The following is a 15,304-nucleotide window of genomic DNA, read 5'->3' as shown; positions in this document are numbered from 1 at the left end:
CACGGAGACTCAGAGACTCTCGATGAGCCAGTTGAGCCCGAGGCCGGCGGCCATGAGGGCCCCAAAGCGCATGTGGAGTTGGGCCGTCTTGTAGAGGACGAGGTTGAGCTTCTTCGGGTTTCCGCCGGCGTGCACGATGGCCGCTATGGGCCGCACCAGGGGCAGACTCGCGAGAGCGACGAGCGCAGGCCAGGGGAGCGCCCCCACGGCCCACGCGCCGACCAGCGCAACGTACGTCAGCCCGAGAAGGAGGTACATCTCGCGGTTCGCCCACTTTCGGCCGATGACGGTAGCGACCGTCCGCTTCTGCGCTTTCCGGTCGACCTCGATATCCCGCAGGTTGTTGGCATGGAGGATCGCTGCGACGAGGAAGGCGATCGGCAGCGAGGCCGCGAAAGCCTGCCACGTGAACTCCTCGACCTGGACGAAGGAAGCGCCCATCACGATGATCGGCCCCATGAAAAAGAAGACCACGATCTCGCCCAGGCCGATGTAGGCCAGGTGCAGCGGCCAGCCGGTGTAGAGGAAGCCTGCGAGGGCACTGGCCACGCCGATGAAGAACAACTCCCATCCTGAGGCAAGGCAAAGGACAATGCCGATCCCGGCGCCTGCAGCGAAACAGGCGAACCCGGCCACCAGGACCGACTTCGGCGAAAGCAGTCCCCGTTGGATGAACCCGGCCATACCAAGAGACTCGGGGCCATCGGCGCCTTTCCGGTGGTCATAGAAGTCGTTGACGAAGTTCGTGCCTGCGAGGAAGAAGACCGAGCCGAGGATCGCCAGGACTGCTTTCCATAATGAAAACGTCTGGTCGGCGCTGAGCAACGACCCCACGAGCGATGGGACGACGGCAGCGGTAAATGAGAAAGGCCGTGAAGCCTGGAACCACGTCTTCGCGGAAGTCACGCGCCGAAGCGTAGAGCGTGCCGGCGCGCTGCGGAAGTGAGCGCCGCAGGCGCGATTAAGCGCGTTCGGGCGGTTCCCCCGGGAGGACCCAGAGGTAGACGAAGCCGATGATACCCGCAACGGTCGAGGCGGCCAGGATGCCGACCTTCGCTTCGTCGACGAGTACCGGAGAATCGAAAGCCAGCCCGGTGATGAAGAGCGAAACGGTGAAGCCGATGCCGGCCAGCAGACCGGCCCCGGCCATATGCCGGTAGCCGGTGTTCGATGGGAGTTCGGCGATACCGAAGCGGATGGCGAGGAAGCAAGCGATGAGGATCCCGATCGGTTTCCCGACCACGAGCCCGAGGAGGATCCCCAGGCTAACGGAGCTTGCGGCTGCATCGCCAAGGAGGTCGCCGGAGAGGGCGACTCCCGCGTTCGCCAGGGCGAACACCGGGACGATGAGGTAGCTGACCCATGGGTGAAGGGTGTGCTCGAGCCGGTCGAGCGGCGACTCGGTGTCACGGCTCAGCGCCTCGACCTGCCGAAGGATCTGTTGCTGCGCCTCGGTGTCACCGTGCGCCCGCGCCTGGCGGTAGGCCGTGAGCAACTCCTCGGCGCTGGCATCGAACGCTTCGGGGGTCAGGTACGGCCGCGAGGGCGTCATCATTGCGAGGAGGACACCCGCGATCGTCGCGTGGACGCCGGTCTTGAAGACGGCCGCCCAGAAGACGATACCCAGCGCGACATAGACATCGACCGAACGCACGCCGGCCTTGCCCAGCGCGAAAATGAGTCCGCCGATTGCGATCGCCCAGGCGACGGCTTCGAAAGAGATGCTCTCCGTGTAGAAGAGGGCGATAACCACGATCGCGCCGAGGTCATCGACGATCGCGAGGGCGAGGAGGAAGACCTTCAGGGAGAATGGCGCCCGCCGGCCGAGGAGGGCCAGGACACCCATGGCAAACGCGATGTCCGTCGCCACCGGGATTCCCCAACCCTTCGCCCCATCCCCGCCAAAGTTGAAGGCGGTATAGAAGAGGGCAGGCACGAGCATTCCGCCGAAGGCCGCGGCCGCCGGGAGCGCGGCCTTGCGGACCGTGGCGAGTTCGCCGTGCACGAGTTCGCGCTTGATCTCGAGCCCGACCACGAAGAAGAAAACGGCCATCAGGCCGTCGTTCACCGCATGGCCAAGGCTCTGATCGAACCGAACCAGGTTGAGGTCCAGCGAAAGGTGGGCGTGCCAGAGATCGAAATAGCGCTCATCCCAGGGGGAGTTGGCCCAGATGAGCGCGGCAAAGGCAGCGGCAAGCAAGACGATGCCGCCCGACGCCTCGGTATCGACGAACACGGCGACCGGCCGGATGAAGCGTTCGCGGACGAATTTGCGGCCGGCTTCGGCCACGGGCCGGCGAGCGTTGGAACTCACCCGCCTATTCAACCACGCGGGGCCAGAGTGTGCGTCATTCCCTCCTCGCGCGGGCCTGTCCCACTTGTCCACTTTCAGGCCCCAAACTGGTACTCGATTGCGGCGTCTTTGCCATCGCAGGCCTGCGAATTCGAATCTGGAGCGTCGTCTGCCGCAGAGTTTACGGAGCGGTTACCAAATTCGAGGGATTGCCCGCTGTTCCGGCGCCAAAGGCCGACGAATTCCCAAGTACGAAGATGAGCCATTTGAAAGCCGTCCCACGTTCGAGCGACCTGGAACCGTCCCAGCGGGCGGTGACCTTTGTGTCCCGCGATTCGCGCAATGTGGTGTACCTGGACCAGCCGGCATCACTCGAAATCATCACCGAGGCGCTCAAGGCCTGGGGCCTGCGCGTCCGCGCCGAAAGGGCAGACAGCCCGGCGCCCGCGCCGGCGACACTCCCGGTAGTGACCGAAGCACCCGCAGCCGCGCCGGCCGAGGCGACGTGGCAGACGACCCGCCCGGATGCCAAAGCGCCAACCCGGCTCGACAACGTGCTCTCGCCTCTCTGGCTCCCCCTCCGCGACACGGGCAGCGGCGGCGACGCCTCCTCGACATGGGGCTGGTTCACGCGCGCGGCCTGACCTGTCGCCACCTTGCAGTTCCAACGCGCCCTATACTCGATCCCATGGGCGGAAGCTCCATCGCAGCAATCCGGCGTTTTTTTGTCACCGTCCTCCTGGTCGATGCGGCAGCTCTGTTGGCGGCCGTCCTTCTCGCGGCGCTTCTTGGCGAATTCACGCGGACGGCAGTCGCAATGCTCACGCTCATCGCCGGGGCAATCTGCATGGTTGCCGGCCCCATCCTCATCGGGGTGCTGCCAATCACAGGACACGGGTTCGGCGGCGACACGGGCCTGACTTACATCCACACCCGTCACCAGGAGATGCTGCTGCGCCAGTCGCTTGGCGACGAGCACTTCGCGCGAGACTCACGCAGGACGCTGCGCACGGGCCTCACCATGCTCGCGGCAGGGTTTTCGTTGCTCTTCCTGGGCCTCGCGGTCGCCGGGTAGTCGCCGGGTAGTTGGTACGGAAGCGGCGTGAGAACTGCGAGGTCGGGCGCGTCGTAAGTGAGGTCGCACTGGCGCAGAGACCCGGTCGGCGGAAGCCTATGCGGTCCCCTTCTGGTCGGCGGCGGATGCCGGTCCTGGCTTCAGCGCACGCAGCCAGAGGTGGCCTTCCTCCATGCCCACCCAGTGGCCCCAAAAGCGCTCGCAGTAGTACTGCCAGCGCTCATTCCGGTTCGCGATCCGGTCGAAGATGGAGCCGAGGATGCGGCGGCCGCGCTTCGGCTGCCAGGTATCGGCGTTCATGTTGAAGTTGATCCGGCGTTTCACGGTCTCGAACCTCGCCGGGTGGTAGTAACCCCAGAACGCGCCATCGAAGGTGTTGGGGTCGAAATACTCGAACGTCCCAAGGAAGACGCCGCGCTTGTGGGTCGGGTCCTTCCACGTGACGTACTTCGAAGTGCCATGGGGAAATCGCAGGTAGACGAGTGCGCCCGGCTTGCAGATGCGCCAGATTTCGCCCATGAAGGCCATCAGGTCATCCACGTGCTCGACGATGTGCGAGGCCTGGACCTCGTCGGCAGAGTTGTCGCGCAGCGGAAGCGGCCGCATGACGTTGGCGATGACATCGACTCCCGGCACGCGTGCGATGTCGAGACCGATGGCCCCGGGTCGCTTGCGCAGGCCGCAGCCGAGGTCGACAACGACATGGGTGAGGCTTGCGGGCCGCATCGAGCTGTCCTGCATCGTCCGGCCATTATCTCCCGGTTGGGCGGGGCGGCACAGGTCAGGCGTTTCGTACCGCCTCGAGGGCATCATCACTGAAGGCTTCGGCGGGAAGCAGCTCAGGCCCGACCATGGCCGACACCCTCGCCATGCCGATGGCGGGATCGCCCGCGGCCTGGGTGATGACGCGCATCTTGCGGGCCGTCGCCTCCGGGCCGAACTCCGCATGGACAATGGAGTCCATCGCTGCGGCCATCCGGAGGCGGCGCATGCGTTCTCTTCGCTCTTCGGCGTACGGTGCGAACAGCTCCGCGTTCCACTCCGCGGCCCCGAGGAGCAGCTCGCTGACGATCCGGACGTCGCGCAGCGTGACGGCGAGGCCCTGCCCGGTAATCGGGTCGTTGTATCCGGCAGCGTCGCCGAGGAGGACGATCCCCGGGGCGGTTGGCGAATCGGTCCAGCTGCTCTGGTTCGGGACTGCGTGGCACGGTCCGGCGATACGCGCCCCGGCGATCGCCTCGCTGTTTGGCACCGTCGAGAGCCGGAAGGAATCGAGGAATCGCTGCTCTTTGTCGTGTCCGGCGAAGCGGCTCTTCTGTTCGAGCGCGAAGCTGAGATAGAGCCGCAACCGCCCGGGCGCCTGGGGGAACACGAAGAACTGGACATCGCCTTCCGTCCCCATCGTCTCGACATCGATGGGCCAGCCGTCGGCGCCTTCGACGAGCATGCCGGCGAAGTAGTGGTGAGTCTTCTCCTGGTGAAGTGCGATGCCGGCCTGCCTGCGGACGACTGACCCGCGGCCGTCCGCGCCGATAATGAGCCTGGCCTGAGCTTCGTGCGTGGTCCCGTCCATCGTGTACCGGACGCTTGGCGCCGGCCCGCCCGCGACGGTGATGCCGGAGACGCCCCGCCGTGCGGAGACGCCTGCGGCGGTCGCAGCGTCGAAAAGGGCCTGGCAGGCCTGCGGGTGGCCGACCGAGAGCGGGCCGGCCACTCCGGGGAGGAGCGCGAGCAGGAGTGCCCGCGATTCACCGGTAGCAGGGTCCAGGCCGTCCCCGTACTCGATGTGGCGGGGAATGTGGTAGTCGTTCGCGCCGCGGAGCACGTCGTAGAGCCCTGTGCGCATCGCCTCGACCACTCCCCAGGGGGCGATCCATTCGCCCCGGACGATGTCCTCGAAAGCGAGTGTCTTTTCGAGTGTCAGGACGGACTTGCCGGCACGGGCGAGGACGGTTCCCAGCCCGCTCCCGGCGATACCGCCGCCAACGATGACTGCGTCGTACTGTTCGGCCATGGCGCGGATGGTAGCGGCAGGGCAACGCAGACGGAACACATGCGGTGCAACCGGCGGGGCCCGCCCCCAATGCTTTAGGATCCGGCGAAACCTCAGGGGTGATGGGATGGTCCTGGAACGAACGATGACTCGGCTGGACGGTTCAGAAGAGGACCTATCCCTCTACAAGGGGAAAGTCGTCATGCTCGTGAACGTGGCGAGCAAGTGCGGCCTGACGCCGCAGTACAAGGGCCTCCAGGCCCTCTACGACCGGTACGGACAGAAGGGCCTCGTGATCCTCGGCTTTCCCGCGAACGACTTCATGGGCCAGGAACCGGGCACCGACGAAGAGATCGGCCAGTTCTGCGAACTGAACTTCGGCGTGACGTTCCCGCTCTTCTCCAAGATCTCGGTCAAGGGCGAGGCGATGCACCCGCTCTACCGGGAGATCACCACCATGCCCGAGCCGATCGGCGGCGACGTGCTCTGGAACTTCCAGAAGTACCTGCTGAACAAGAGCGGCGATGTGGTGAGGAAGATCGGCCCGCAGACGAAGCCAGAAGATCCGGAGGTCAGCGCCGCCATCGAGGCTCTTCTCGAGGAATAGAAGCGGCGAAGAGAAAGAGAAGGGCCGGTCCTTTCGGGCCGGCCCTTCGATGTGATTGAGCTGGGGCGGTGGTCAGGCGGTCTTCTTCGACCAGGCGAATGCGTGGACGAAGCCAGCAGCGGCGACGACGAAGACGACTGCGGCAGCAGCGTAGGCGACGCCCGCCGCCAGGCCGGCCTTCTCTCCGAAGATGCTGAACCCGTAGGTGGTCAGAAGCAGGCCCTTGAGGGTTTCCCCGGTCTGCATCGTGGTGCGGAGGCTGGCCGCTGCATCCACGTCCTTCTGGCGGGCGTCGGCTGCAGTCTTGTCGCCCTTGTCGGCAAGGGCCTTCTGGTCGGCGGCGAGGGCCGTCCGGATCGTGCCGATGGTGGCGTAGGTCTGGCCCTCCATGGTGGTGAGCGTCTGCTTGGTCCCGGCGAGGGTGACCTCAATCGGAGCGCTGAACTTCTGGTTCTTGGCCGAGCGAGCCATGTGCATGCCGATGTAGTACTTGCCGTAGCACTCGGCCTGCTTGCCCGTCTCCAGGGCCTTGCCCGCGTATTCAGTCAGGCATTTGGAGCCTTCCTTCCAGGTTCCGACCGGGTTGTCCGGGTTGGCCTTCGCATCCGCGGCGAGGTCTTCCTCCGTTGCGAAGGTGATCCTCTGAGCCGCGAGTTCGCCTTTCACATAGTCTTTCGCGAAGGCGTTCTGGTCGGCGAGAACGAACCCGAGAATCAGCATGATGACGGCGAGGACTGCCGCTCCGCCGGAAAATACGAGATCGAGTTGCTTGCGAGTCATTCTGTTTCCCTCGAAATGAGCTCTTTGTGTGGTGCTGTTTTTTTGTCCGGCATGTCTGCCGGAAAGGCTGATCGTCTTGGACAGCACGGTGGTCGAAAGGGTGGTCCGCTTCAGAGGTGAGTCGTTACCTGCAATAGAGATTCTCCTCCGGACTCTTTCGTTGTGTCTTCCGCAGTAAAGGGCATCCGGAGCACTCCGCAACGGCCCATGTGGGCCTGTCATCGGCGTCCGGACGGGCAATTTCGGCCGGATTGAATCGACGGCTTCGATGTCGTTATTCACTGCGGCACGGCGCATGATTCGGTACACTCCACGACCGCGCAATTGCGCGCCGGAGGGATGCCATGCGTATCGGACTGATGGTAGAAGGCCAGAACGGGCTGACCTGGGAGCGTTGGATCCACATCCTGAAGCTGGCCGAGCGACTTGGCTTTCCCACGGTCATGCGCTCGGATCATTACTTCATCGGCCCCCAGCAAGATTCACTCGAGGCATACCTGTCGTTCGCCGTTGCCGCTCGGGAGACCTCACGGATTCGGTTTGGTCCGCTGGTTTCGCCGGTGACCTTTCGTTCCCCGGTCGATGTCGGACGGATGGCGGCGCAGCTCGACCATCTCAGCGGCGGACGCTTCGTGATGGGCCTGGGTGCAGGCTGGAACGAGGCCGAACACCTGGCCTATGGCATTCCGTTCCCCGCCGTAAGAGAACGTTTTGACCGGCTGGATGAGGCGATCCAGGTCATCAAGGCGCTCTGGGCGCCCGGTCCCGCGACTTTCTCGGGGAAGCACTACCAGCTGAACGGCGCCGACTGCATCCCGAAGCCGGCCAGCGGCAGGCCGCCGATCCTGATCGGGGGTAGCGGAGAAAAGCGCACGTTGCGGTTGGTGGCGAAGTACGCGGATGAGTGGAACGCAGTGAACGTCCCGCCCGAAGCGTACGGCGCCAAAGTGAAGGTGCTTGAGGGGCATTGCGCGGCCGTTGGGCGGGACCCCGCGACCATCGCCCGCTCGATGATGACCTTCGCCGTCATCGGTCCAGACCCGGCGGCACTGGACCGCGCCACCGAGCGGATGATGGGCATGTGGGGCGCGCCCGCGGGGACGGCCCCCGCGGACTACCGCGAGACACTCAAGAGGCGCGGCATGATCGTCGGCGGGAAGGCGGAAGTGGTCGACGCCTGCGCCAGGTACGCCGCGCTCGGTATGCAGGAAATCCAGTTCCAACACTTCAACTTCGATGACGACGCGGTGCCGGAGTTCCTGGCGGCGGAGGTTGTTCCGGCAGTCGCGAACCTGTAAGAACCAGGACCGAGGCGGGCAGGCGTGGCGTTCGGACTGCTGACTTCAGCCGAGGAGCAGCGTCCCGTCCATGTAGCCCGGCTCGAGCAGCTTCGCCGCCGGCAAAGACCCGGCCAGCGCGGTCCGAATGGGCGAAACGTCCGTGCCACCCTCGGGTGTAACCGGGGGCATCCAGTTGTCGTGGTGGCCCAGCACGATCGTCCGTGGCTGCAGCAGTTCCGCTTCGATCCGGATGAAATCGGCAAGGGAACCCTGGATCGGTTCGCCGTCGAGGTTCCCCCGGCCGGCCGCCGCCAGGATCGCCACGTCGGGCCGGAGTTCTCGCAGCACGCCGGTCCAGCAGCCAGAGGTGTCCTGCCAGAAGATCGAACCCTGCGGCGTCTCGATCAGGTAAGCCAGGGGTCCACCCGTCTGGCCGCTCCCGACAGCCGTTGCCAGGTGGGCCCTCAGGTCGTTCGCGGCGCTGTCGCCCGTTTCGGCGCGGCGGCCGATGGTCGAGCCGAGTCCCTGGCGGGCCGCCACTCCGGCCCGTTCGTCCTCGCAGAGGCCGAGGTCACCGGTCGAGGCTTCCATGGCGGAAAGCGAACCCGTAGTCCACGTACAGGAATGCAGGGAAGGGAACACCCGGACGGTCACATCCGCTGCGAGGCGGTGGCGCTCGCCTCCTTGTGAGGGGAGGAGCTGATTGGCCGCCACGTCTTGCTCCCGCATGACACGGCAGCTTTCGTGGGAACCGATGATCCGTGCGCCCGTGTTCTTCGCAATGAGCTCGGCCCCTGCGATGTGGTCAAAGTGCGCGTGGCCCACCAGGACGAAGTCCGCCCGTCTCACGTCCTTCGCGGAGAGCCCGATCTTCGGCGCCGTCGGTACGCGGTCCATGTAGGCGTCGAGGAAGACCACCGTCTCGCCCAGGGTCAGCCTGAACGTTGCGCAACCGAGCCAATCGAGCCTGATTTCCATACCGGCACCCCCGCCGGCGGGATGGTACGGCAACCTGTCGCGGCCCGCACGCGCGCTGAGCTACCGCGGTGCGAGTCGCTCGCCGGTCGCCTCGGGCCTGGCGGGGCGCAGGCGGCGCAGCCCGAGGACGCGCCTCGCGAGCCACGGACTTGTCCGCTCGACCGCGAGGACGAACGCCAGCGAGCCGAATAGGCCGACGGCCGCGTTGGCGTGGAGGAGGAGCCAGTAATTGGTCCAGTCCTCGCCCTTCCCCAGCACCTCGCGCGTCCCGAAGCCGATCACGAACGGAAGGTGGACCAGGTAGATGGGGAACGCATAGGCAGAGAGCCACACGAGTGGATTGGCGATCGGGCGCAGGCTGAGTAGGGCTCTGGCCGCCCGCGGGTAGACAAAGAGCGAGGCTGCCGAGAAGAGGAACACCGTGACGCCGAAGTAGCTCACGGGCCAGGTCCCCGCCGCGACGCCGCGAATCAGATGGACCGCAGCCGCCCCGCTCATGACGGCGAGCGCCGCGATGGTCCACGTAACGGGGGGTTCGGGCATGCGTTTTCGGCCCAGGGCGTAGCCAACCACCGGGAAGAAGGCCCACGCCAGTGGGTTGCGGTAGGCGAGTGTAGCGAAGAGCCCGGAGATGGCGCCGTGCTGTTCGTACCAGCCGATGGTTGCGAAGTTGACGGCGAAGGCGATCCCGGCGAGCGGCCATAACCAGCGGTCAGGGACTCGCCAGCCCTGGCTGAGCAGCACGCCGAAGGCCAGGAGCAGCCAGGCGAAATAGAACTGGCCAGAGATGTCGGCGAGTGCAAGGTCGCGCCAGAGCGCCGCGCTGAGCCCCTCGTCCACGACCCGGTACGCAAAAGTCGCTCCGGACCAGGCGATCACCGGGAGCCATATCGTCCGCCAGCGATGGCGAAGGTGCCCGGAGACCCCTTCGCGAGGCCCCGTTCCCTGGAGGTATGCGGCAATGAAGAGGAAGAGCGGGACGGCGCCATGTGCCACCAGGTGAGCGGCCCGGAGGCCAGCGATTCCGCCGCCGGAGGCTTCCGGCCACGGTGTGAAGTAGGCGTGCAGGTACACCACCGCGGTGATCGCGGCGCCCCTCAGCAGGTCGAATTCGGCGAGGTAGGCCCGCCCGCGTGCTCGTTCCACTGATTCGAGTATGGCCGGGGCGGTGTTCTGCGTCGCGGGCCGAGGCTGGCTCGCACTTGCCAGGGGGCTGGTGGACATCACGTGGACACCCGGTGACCGCCCGATTGGAACTTCATCAGAACTCATTCACGGGGCCCAAAAGGGGTTCCCAAGCCGTGTACCGGCGGTGAACATGCGATGGACGAGCGGGTGAACAACGGGATACGGAAGGTGACCAATGAGTGCCGCAGCACCCTCTGCAATGCTTATCGAGAGTGACTCTCACGTACGTGATCTGATGCGGGCGAAACTCGCTGCTTCCGGGATTTCGGTGACCGCGGAGCGGCCTCACGGCATCGCTGCCCAGCAGGCGATCCAGGAAATGCAACCCCAACTGATCTTCGTCGCCATCGAACAGCCGATACAGCGCGCGATGCAGGTCGTCGATTTCGCCCGGGCCCAGGTGCCGGGTGCGATGATCGTCGCCTACTCCGGTTCGTGGTCGCCAACCGTAGAGCGCCGCCTCATGCAGTCGGGCGTAAACGACTTTCTCCACGGCAAGATCAGCCGCGAACAGATGAACAACATCGCCGAACGCGCCCGGCGCAAGGGGGCGGTCGTGTATGCGCCCGCATCCGACGCCCAAGATAGCGGCCGCGTCATCGCCGTCGTCGGCCAGAAGGGCGGGATCGGCAAGACCACGACGAGCACGAACCTCGCCGCCGCCATCGCCGCCGAGGGGAGCAACACCGTACTGCTCATCGACCTCGACACGCGCTTCGGCGATGTCGCCGTGATGATGGACGTTAAGCCCGACTACACCGTTTCGGAGATTGCGCGCGACGCGACCTACCTGGACCGGGATGCCTTCCGCTCCATCCTTCTTCGGCACGAATCAGGCGCCTTCGTCCTGCCCGCGCCGCGGGACTACCGGAGCTGGCTGAACTGCTCGACCGAGCAACTGCAGGAGATGGTCCGCTTCGCCGCGGGTATGTTCGATGTCGTGATCCTGGATACGCCGGGCACTTTCAATGATGTCGTTGGTGCTGCCACCGAACTCGCCGACCGCGTCGTGGTGGTCACCAGTACCGACCTGACCAGCCTGAAAAACACTTCGCTCCTGATCGAGCACCTCGGCCTGAAAGGGCGCTCCGCCAGTGAGGTCGTGGTCACGCTGATTCACGGCCACGATGTCGCAGGTGCTCCCTCCAAGGCCGACGTCGAGTACGCCATCAGCCACCCGGTCGATTACGAGGTCCCGTTTGACCGGAATGTTCGCAAGGCTTCCCAGGCCGGCATCCCGGTCGTGCGGTACACACCGCGGACGCCGGCGGCGCTGGCCCTCGGCCAACTCGCCGGCGACCTTGGCGGGTTCACCTTCGCCCCCGTCCAGATGGACCCGGTCCGCGGCCGTTTCTTCAAGGTGTTCGGCTCGCGTAAGCCTGCAGTCGCAAATTCCACTCGCGAAGACGTGGCGGTCTAAGCGAGGGACTCTCCTCTCCTGGTTACCTCTCCAGCAAGGCCCCCGGAACTGAGCACCGGGGGCCTCGTTGGGTCTCCCGTCCGGGGCGGGCCGTACGCAGCCCGCTGCGCCAACGCCGTGCCCACTCGCCGCTTGCTTGTTCAACTTCAGTCCATCTCCCCATCGACCGGCAGAGCACGGAACACTGCGCCCCGGTGTTTTTCCTGAACACCAACACCGTTGAGCGGAACCTGCTTACGCCTTACCGCCGGATCCGGCACCCTAGGCCCATGTCGCCGGCGCGAGTTCCTGGAGTCCGGTGGTGGTTCCTGCCTGGCTTCGCCGCCGGGCTGTCGCTGCTTCTCACCGCCTGCGGGGGAGCCAGCGCCGACTCCGACGATGGGATCCGGGTGACGCTCGTGACCCCGATCGTTTCGAATCCCACGCCCACAGTGATCCCGGGCACCACGCCCACCCCCATCGTCCCGCCGGAACTCGTCATCTCGACCTTCGAGGTGCACCAGGCCGGTGCAGTGCTCGTCTCGGTCACCGGCGACATCACGGGCGGGACAGCGAGCTTCCTTGGCCGCAACTACAAGCTCGCGAAAGGTTCGCAGAGCATGTTCGCCTTCGTCGCGGTTGATACCGAAGACCCGGTTGGACCGCAGCCCCTCCGGGTCGACGTGACCCTGAAGAATTCGTCGAAGGTCACGCTCCAGGACACCGTCCACGTCGTCCGCACCGACTGGACCGTCGACTCTCTCGAGTTCACGGACGAACAGACGCAGGCGTTGCTGGACCCGAAAGTGGTGGCCGACGAGCTGGCGATGCTGAAGACCATTTACGGGGGGGTCACCCCCGAAAAGCTCTGGACGGGAGCCTGGCAGGTCCCGGTGATGGGAGCCCTCACCGCTCGCTACGGCGAACAACGGTCGATCAATGGCAGCGTCCCATCCGGCCATCACGGCGGGACCGACTTCGGCGCCGCGGAGGGGACTCCGGTCGTGGCAACCAACAGCGGACGCGTCGTGCTTGCCCGGCAGCTGAAGGTACGCGGCACGATGGTCATCATTGACCACGGCGGGGGGCTCTTCTCCGGATATGCCCACCTGAGCAAGACGCTCGTGACCGAGGGCCAGCTCGTGGCCAGCGGCGACCCCATCGCCGAAGTGGGGAACACCGGACTCTCGACTGGCGCGCACCTGCACTGGGAGATGGCGTCACAGGGCATCCTTCTCGATGCGCTCCGCTTCACCGACGGTACGAACGGGTTCTGAGTTCGAAAGTGGGTGCGCAGGGACCGGAGCTCGACACCAGCTGTCGTCCTACAACCGCTACCATGCTCCGCCAATGCGCAGCGACCCCGTACCCCCGCGCCAGCCCTTGCTCTTCCAGCCGGTGGAGGCCGCCACGCCGTTCTCCTTTGCCCGAATCGTCGATGAGACTCGCGCGGTCTGGTTTCCCGGGATGGATGTCTATATCGAAGTCCGCTTCGCGGTCACCAGCGCGCTCGCGTCCATCTGGTTCCACCGGATGGGGCGGGACAACCATGTCATCGTCTTTCACCCAATCCTGAACCGGCCCGATATGCCGATCGAGGTCGTCCGCTTCATCGCCAAGCACGAGCTCACGCACGTCCTCCACCCGGCGCCGGGCCACCCGCCGTGTTTCTGGGAGGATGAGCTCCGCGTCGGGCCCGAGCGGTTCGCGGTCTGGAGCTGGCTCCACACGAACTTCGCCAGCCCCATTCGCCGAACACGCTGGGGGACTTCCGTCCTTCGCGATTGGCGGGATCGAACTCCGCCGCGCCTGACTCCCTACACGCCCCATCTGGCGTTCGACGATCTGCCGTGGCGAGTGCTCTGTCCCGAAGGAGGGGCACAGCTCCGCTTCCTCCCCGAATGGGCGCCCGCGCCCGCACCGCTAGCTTCCATTCGGTACTTCGCTTCTCCCTGTTCGCCGTTGCCGGTACCCTCGTAACTCGTGCAGCTCTGGCTCGAAGTCGAAGGCATCCCCGCCCGTCTTGAGCTGCCCGGGGGAGGCTCCGCCCTGGTTGCGTTCATGTCCTTTGCAGTCTCGCGCGGGTTTGGCGCCACCCACCCGCTCATCGCGCTGGCCGACCGCCTGCACGATGAGCACCGGCTCCGGTTCGGCCCCCTGACGACTTTCTACGAAGCCGAGGCTGAAGACGCCGAGGATCGCGAGAAGCTGGAACTCGCCTGGCAGGATCCGGCGCCGCTCGCCCGGGATCTGGAGAAGTTGGCCGCAGCCATCGAGTCCGACGGCATGTGTGCCACCCTGGCACGGCGTGGGGACGGGGAATCGATCCCTCTCGAAGCCCGCGCGCTCGCCGGTCTGCTCGCCGGTCCCGCGGCCGATGGCCAACGCGTCCGCCTGGTGTACGCCCTGTGATGCGGCGCCGCCGGGCAGCCATCAGCGCCCGCGAACGCTGGACCTCCGGGCTTTCCGCCTACTGCGCCGATGCCCTCAACTCGCAGGGCTTCATGGCCCTTGCGACACCGCGAGTCGGGCGAATCATCGACCTGCTGGAACTGCGCCCCGGTCGTCGCTACCTGGACATTGGCTGTGGTACGGGCGCGTTCGCGGACCTCATCGCCAGCAAGGCGGGCATGGACGAGCCGCCGATCACGCTCGACATCAACGGTGGTTCGGGGCCGGTGGATATCACCGGGTGGCCCGAGAAGCTGCCGTTCCGCGATGAGTCGTTCGACTGCATCACCAGTTTCTACTTCCTTCGGCGATTCGATGACGACGTCTGCCGGGCATTCGCCGAGGAGATCAGCCGGGTCCTCGCTCCTGGCGGGTCGGCGTTGTTCCTCGAATTCGCGCCGGTCCGGAGCGACCTCCTCAACCGCCTGCACACGCGTCTTCTCGGCTTCGGCTGCGCCGAAGTCGACCTCCGCGGCTGGGGGCGGCTGGCCGCGCTCTATACCGAGGTGGGATTCGATGCGATCAACCTCGTGAACGTCGGGCCGTTTCTCGTGCCCCCGCTCCCGCGAGTGGGAGTGCTGGTGCGTAAAGCCGAAGCGCCCCCCGCCGGAAACCAGGAACCCATCCGGGACTCCGGCGACCCCGGATAAACGAAAGAGGCCCGCCGGCAAGACGGGCCTCTTGGACGATGGGGTGCCCGGGAATTAGGAGTTTCGTACCCGCGAGGCCACGCCCACGCCCGCAAGCCCCAGGGCGGCGGCGACGAGCATGAACTCGATCAGCGGCAACGAAGTCCCGGGACCGGAACTAACGGTGGAACCAGCCACGGGCGCGGCCGGTGTCTTGGCCGGGGGCGCCGCGGTTGGCACCGCCTGCGTCACCGTGAGGTTGATGGTATTCAGGCGGTAGTTCGCCCAGCTGCCGGTCTCGTTCGCCTTCTGGCCGCCGATGAAGAAGGAGACAGCCGAACCGTCGGCGCCGCAGCCGGGACTGGAATTGGGGTCGAGCGCGGGGGAATCGAGCGCGTAGCGCGCTTCACCGTTGGCATAGAACACGGTCGAGACGCCGCAGGTTGAACTCCCGATGCGCGCCTCGATGAGTGTGCCGGGAGGCGGCTGCGTTCCGTTCACCGTGACGTTGCCGACGAACCGCGAAGGTGGATTGGGTGGCGATTGACCGAGTGCCGTACCCGCCACCAGTGCTCCTGCGAGGGCGGCCGCCATGGCCGCCGCCGTCGCCATTCGTATTGCTCGACCTACT

17 protein-coding genes are annotated in these 15,304 nt (G+C 65.9%); 9 read left to right on the top strand and 8 right to left on the bottom strand.

Annotated elements, in window-relative coordinates:
- Positions 1-9: 9 nt before the first annotated feature.
- The gene (menA, locus tag IPG14_RS14185; protein ID WP_343392244.1) at positions 10-906 is read right to left on the bottom strand and encodes a 1,4-dihydroxy-2-naphthoate octaprenyltransferase; all 897 of its coding nucleotides are present in this window, start codon (positions 904-906) and stop codon (positions 10-12) included.
- Between the two features lie 55 nt (positions 907-961).
- Positions 962-2,314, bottom strand: coding sequence for a Na+/H+ antiporter NhaA (gene nhaA / locus IPG14_RS14180; RefSeq protein WP_343386200.1), 1,353 nt, complete (start codon positions 2,312-2,314; stop codon positions 962-964).
- Between the two features lie 236 nt (positions 2,315-2,550).
- Between nhaA and IPG14_RS14175 the strand changes: the two genes are divergently transcribed.
- Both IPG14_RS14175 and IPG14_RS14170 read left to right on the top strand, forming a co-directional pair.
- Positions 2,551-2,937 carry a hypothetical protein gene (locus IPG14_RS14175; protein WP_343392243.1) on the top strand — a complete coding sequence of 129 codons (387 nt, stop codon included), beginning with the start codon at positions 2,551-2,553 and terminating at the stop codon, positions 2,935-2,937.
- Positions 2,938-2,981: 44 nt separating this feature from the next.
- Positions 2,982-3,368 (top strand): hypothetical protein, encoded by a 387-nt coding sequence (locus IPG14_RS14170; protein ID WP_343392242.1) that lies wholly within the window; start codon positions 2,982-2,984, stop codon positions 3,366-3,368.
- A gap of 96 nt (positions 3,369-3,464) precedes the next feature.
- On the opposite strand, the gene IPG14_RS14165 is transcribed toward IPG14_RS14170, so the two are convergent.
- Positions 3,465-4,109 carry a methyltransferase domain-containing protein gene (locus IPG14_RS14165; protein WP_343392241.1) on the bottom strand — a complete coding sequence of 215 codons (645 nt, stop codon included), beginning with the start codon at positions 4,107-4,109 and terminating at the stop codon, positions 3,465-3,467.
- A gap of 40 nt (positions 4,110-4,149) precedes the next feature.
- Positions 4,150-5,382, bottom strand: coding sequence for an FAD-dependent monooxygenase (locus IPG14_RS14160; protein WP_343392240.1), 1,233 nt, complete (start codon positions 5,380-5,382; stop codon positions 4,150-4,152).
- A 106-nt stretch (positions 5,383-5,488) separates the two neighbouring features.
- Between IPG14_RS14160 and IPG14_RS14155 the strand changes: the two genes are divergently transcribed.
- On the top strand, positions 5,489-5,968 hold the full coding sequence (locus tag IPG14_RS14155) for a glutathione peroxidase (RefSeq protein WP_343392239.1): 480 nt from the start codon (positions 5,489-5,491) through the stop codon (positions 5,966-5,968).
- Between the two features lie 72 nt (positions 5,969-6,040).
- On the opposite strand, the gene IPG14_RS14150 is transcribed toward IPG14_RS14155, so the two are convergent.
- Complete coding sequence (locus tag IPG14_RS14150) at positions 6,041-6,748, bottom strand: hypothetical protein (RefSeq protein ID WP_343392238.1); 708 nt, start codon at positions 6,746-6,748, stop codon at positions 6,041-6,043.
- A 344-nt stretch (positions 6,749-7,092) separates the two neighbouring features.
- On the opposite strand from IPG14_RS14150, the gene IPG14_RS14145 reads away from it, so the two are divergent.
- Complete coding sequence (locus IPG14_RS14145; RefSeq protein ID WP_343392237.1) at positions 7,093-8,046, top strand: LLM class F420-dependent oxidoreductase; 954 nt, start codon at positions 7,093-7,095, stop codon at positions 8,044-8,046.
- A gap of 45 nt (positions 8,047-8,091) precedes the next feature.
- On the opposite strand, the gene IPG14_RS14140 is transcribed toward IPG14_RS14145, so the two are convergent.
- Positions 8,092-9,006 carry an MBL fold metallo-hydrolase gene (locus IPG14_RS14140; protein ID WP_343392236.1) on the bottom strand — a complete coding sequence of 305 codons (915 nt, stop codon included), beginning with the start codon at positions 9,004-9,006 and terminating at the stop codon, positions 8,092-8,094.
- A gap of 60 nt (positions 9,007-9,066) precedes the next feature.
- Positions 9,067-10,152, bottom strand: coding sequence for an acyltransferase (locus tag IPG14_RS14135; RefSeq protein ID WP_343392235.1), 1,086 nt, complete (start codon positions 10,150-10,152; stop codon positions 9,067-9,069).
- Between the two features lie 217 nt (positions 10,153-10,369).
- On the opposite strand from IPG14_RS14135, the gene IPG14_RS14130 reads away from it, so the two are divergent.
- From IPG14_RS14130 to IPG14_RS14110, 5 genes are all read left to right on the top strand, one after another.
- Entirely contained in the window at positions 10,370-11,614 is a 1,245-nt protein-coding gene (locus IPG14_RS14130; RefSeq protein ID WP_343392234.1) for an AAA family ATPase, read from the top strand.
- 269 nt (positions 11,615-11,883) lie between these two features.
- Positions 11,884-12,870 carry a M23 family metallopeptidase gene (locus IPG14_RS14125; RefSeq protein WP_343386189.1) on the top strand — a complete coding sequence of 329 codons (987 nt, stop codon included), beginning with the start codon at positions 11,884-11,886 and terminating at the stop codon, positions 12,868-12,870.
- 73 nt (positions 12,871-12,943) lie between these two features.
- The gene (locus IPG14_RS14120; protein WP_343386188.1) at positions 12,944-13,573 is read left to right on the top strand and encodes a hypothetical protein; all 630 of its coding nucleotides are present in this window, start codon (positions 12,944-12,946) and stop codon (positions 13,571-13,573) included.
- A 3-nt stretch (positions 13,574-13,576) separates the two neighbouring features.
- The gene (locus IPG14_RS14115) at positions 13,577-14,005 is read left to right on the top strand and encodes a hypothetical protein (protein ID WP_343392233.1); all 429 of its coding nucleotides are present in this window, start codon (positions 13,577-13,579) and stop codon (positions 14,003-14,005) included.
- Complete coding sequence (locus tag IPG14_RS14110; protein ID WP_343386186.1) at positions 14,005-14,694, top strand: methyltransferase domain-containing protein; 690 nt, start codon at positions 14,005-14,007, stop codon at positions 14,692-14,694. The genes IPG14_RS14115 and IPG14_RS14110 overlap by 1 nt, the downstream gene beginning before the upstream one ends.
- A 54-nt stretch (positions 14,695-14,748) precedes the next feature.
- Here the strand turns inward: IPG14_RS14110 and IPG14_RS14105 are convergent, their stop codons facing one another.
- Complete coding sequence (locus IPG14_RS14105; RefSeq protein ID WP_343387359.1) at positions 14,749-15,285, bottom strand: hypothetical protein; 537 nt, start codon at positions 15,283-15,285, stop codon at positions 14,749-14,751.
- Positions 15,286-15,304: the final 19 nt, after the last annotated feature.

It is taken from the genome of Candidatus Amarobacter glycogenicus (genome assembly GCF_016704105.1).
In the GTDB taxonomy this organism is placed as follows: Bacteria; Chloroflexota; Dehalococcoidia; order Tepidiformales; family Tepidiformaceae; genus Amarobacter; species Amarobacter glycogenicus.
This window is presented reverse-complemented; position numbering and strand designations above follow the sequence as displayed.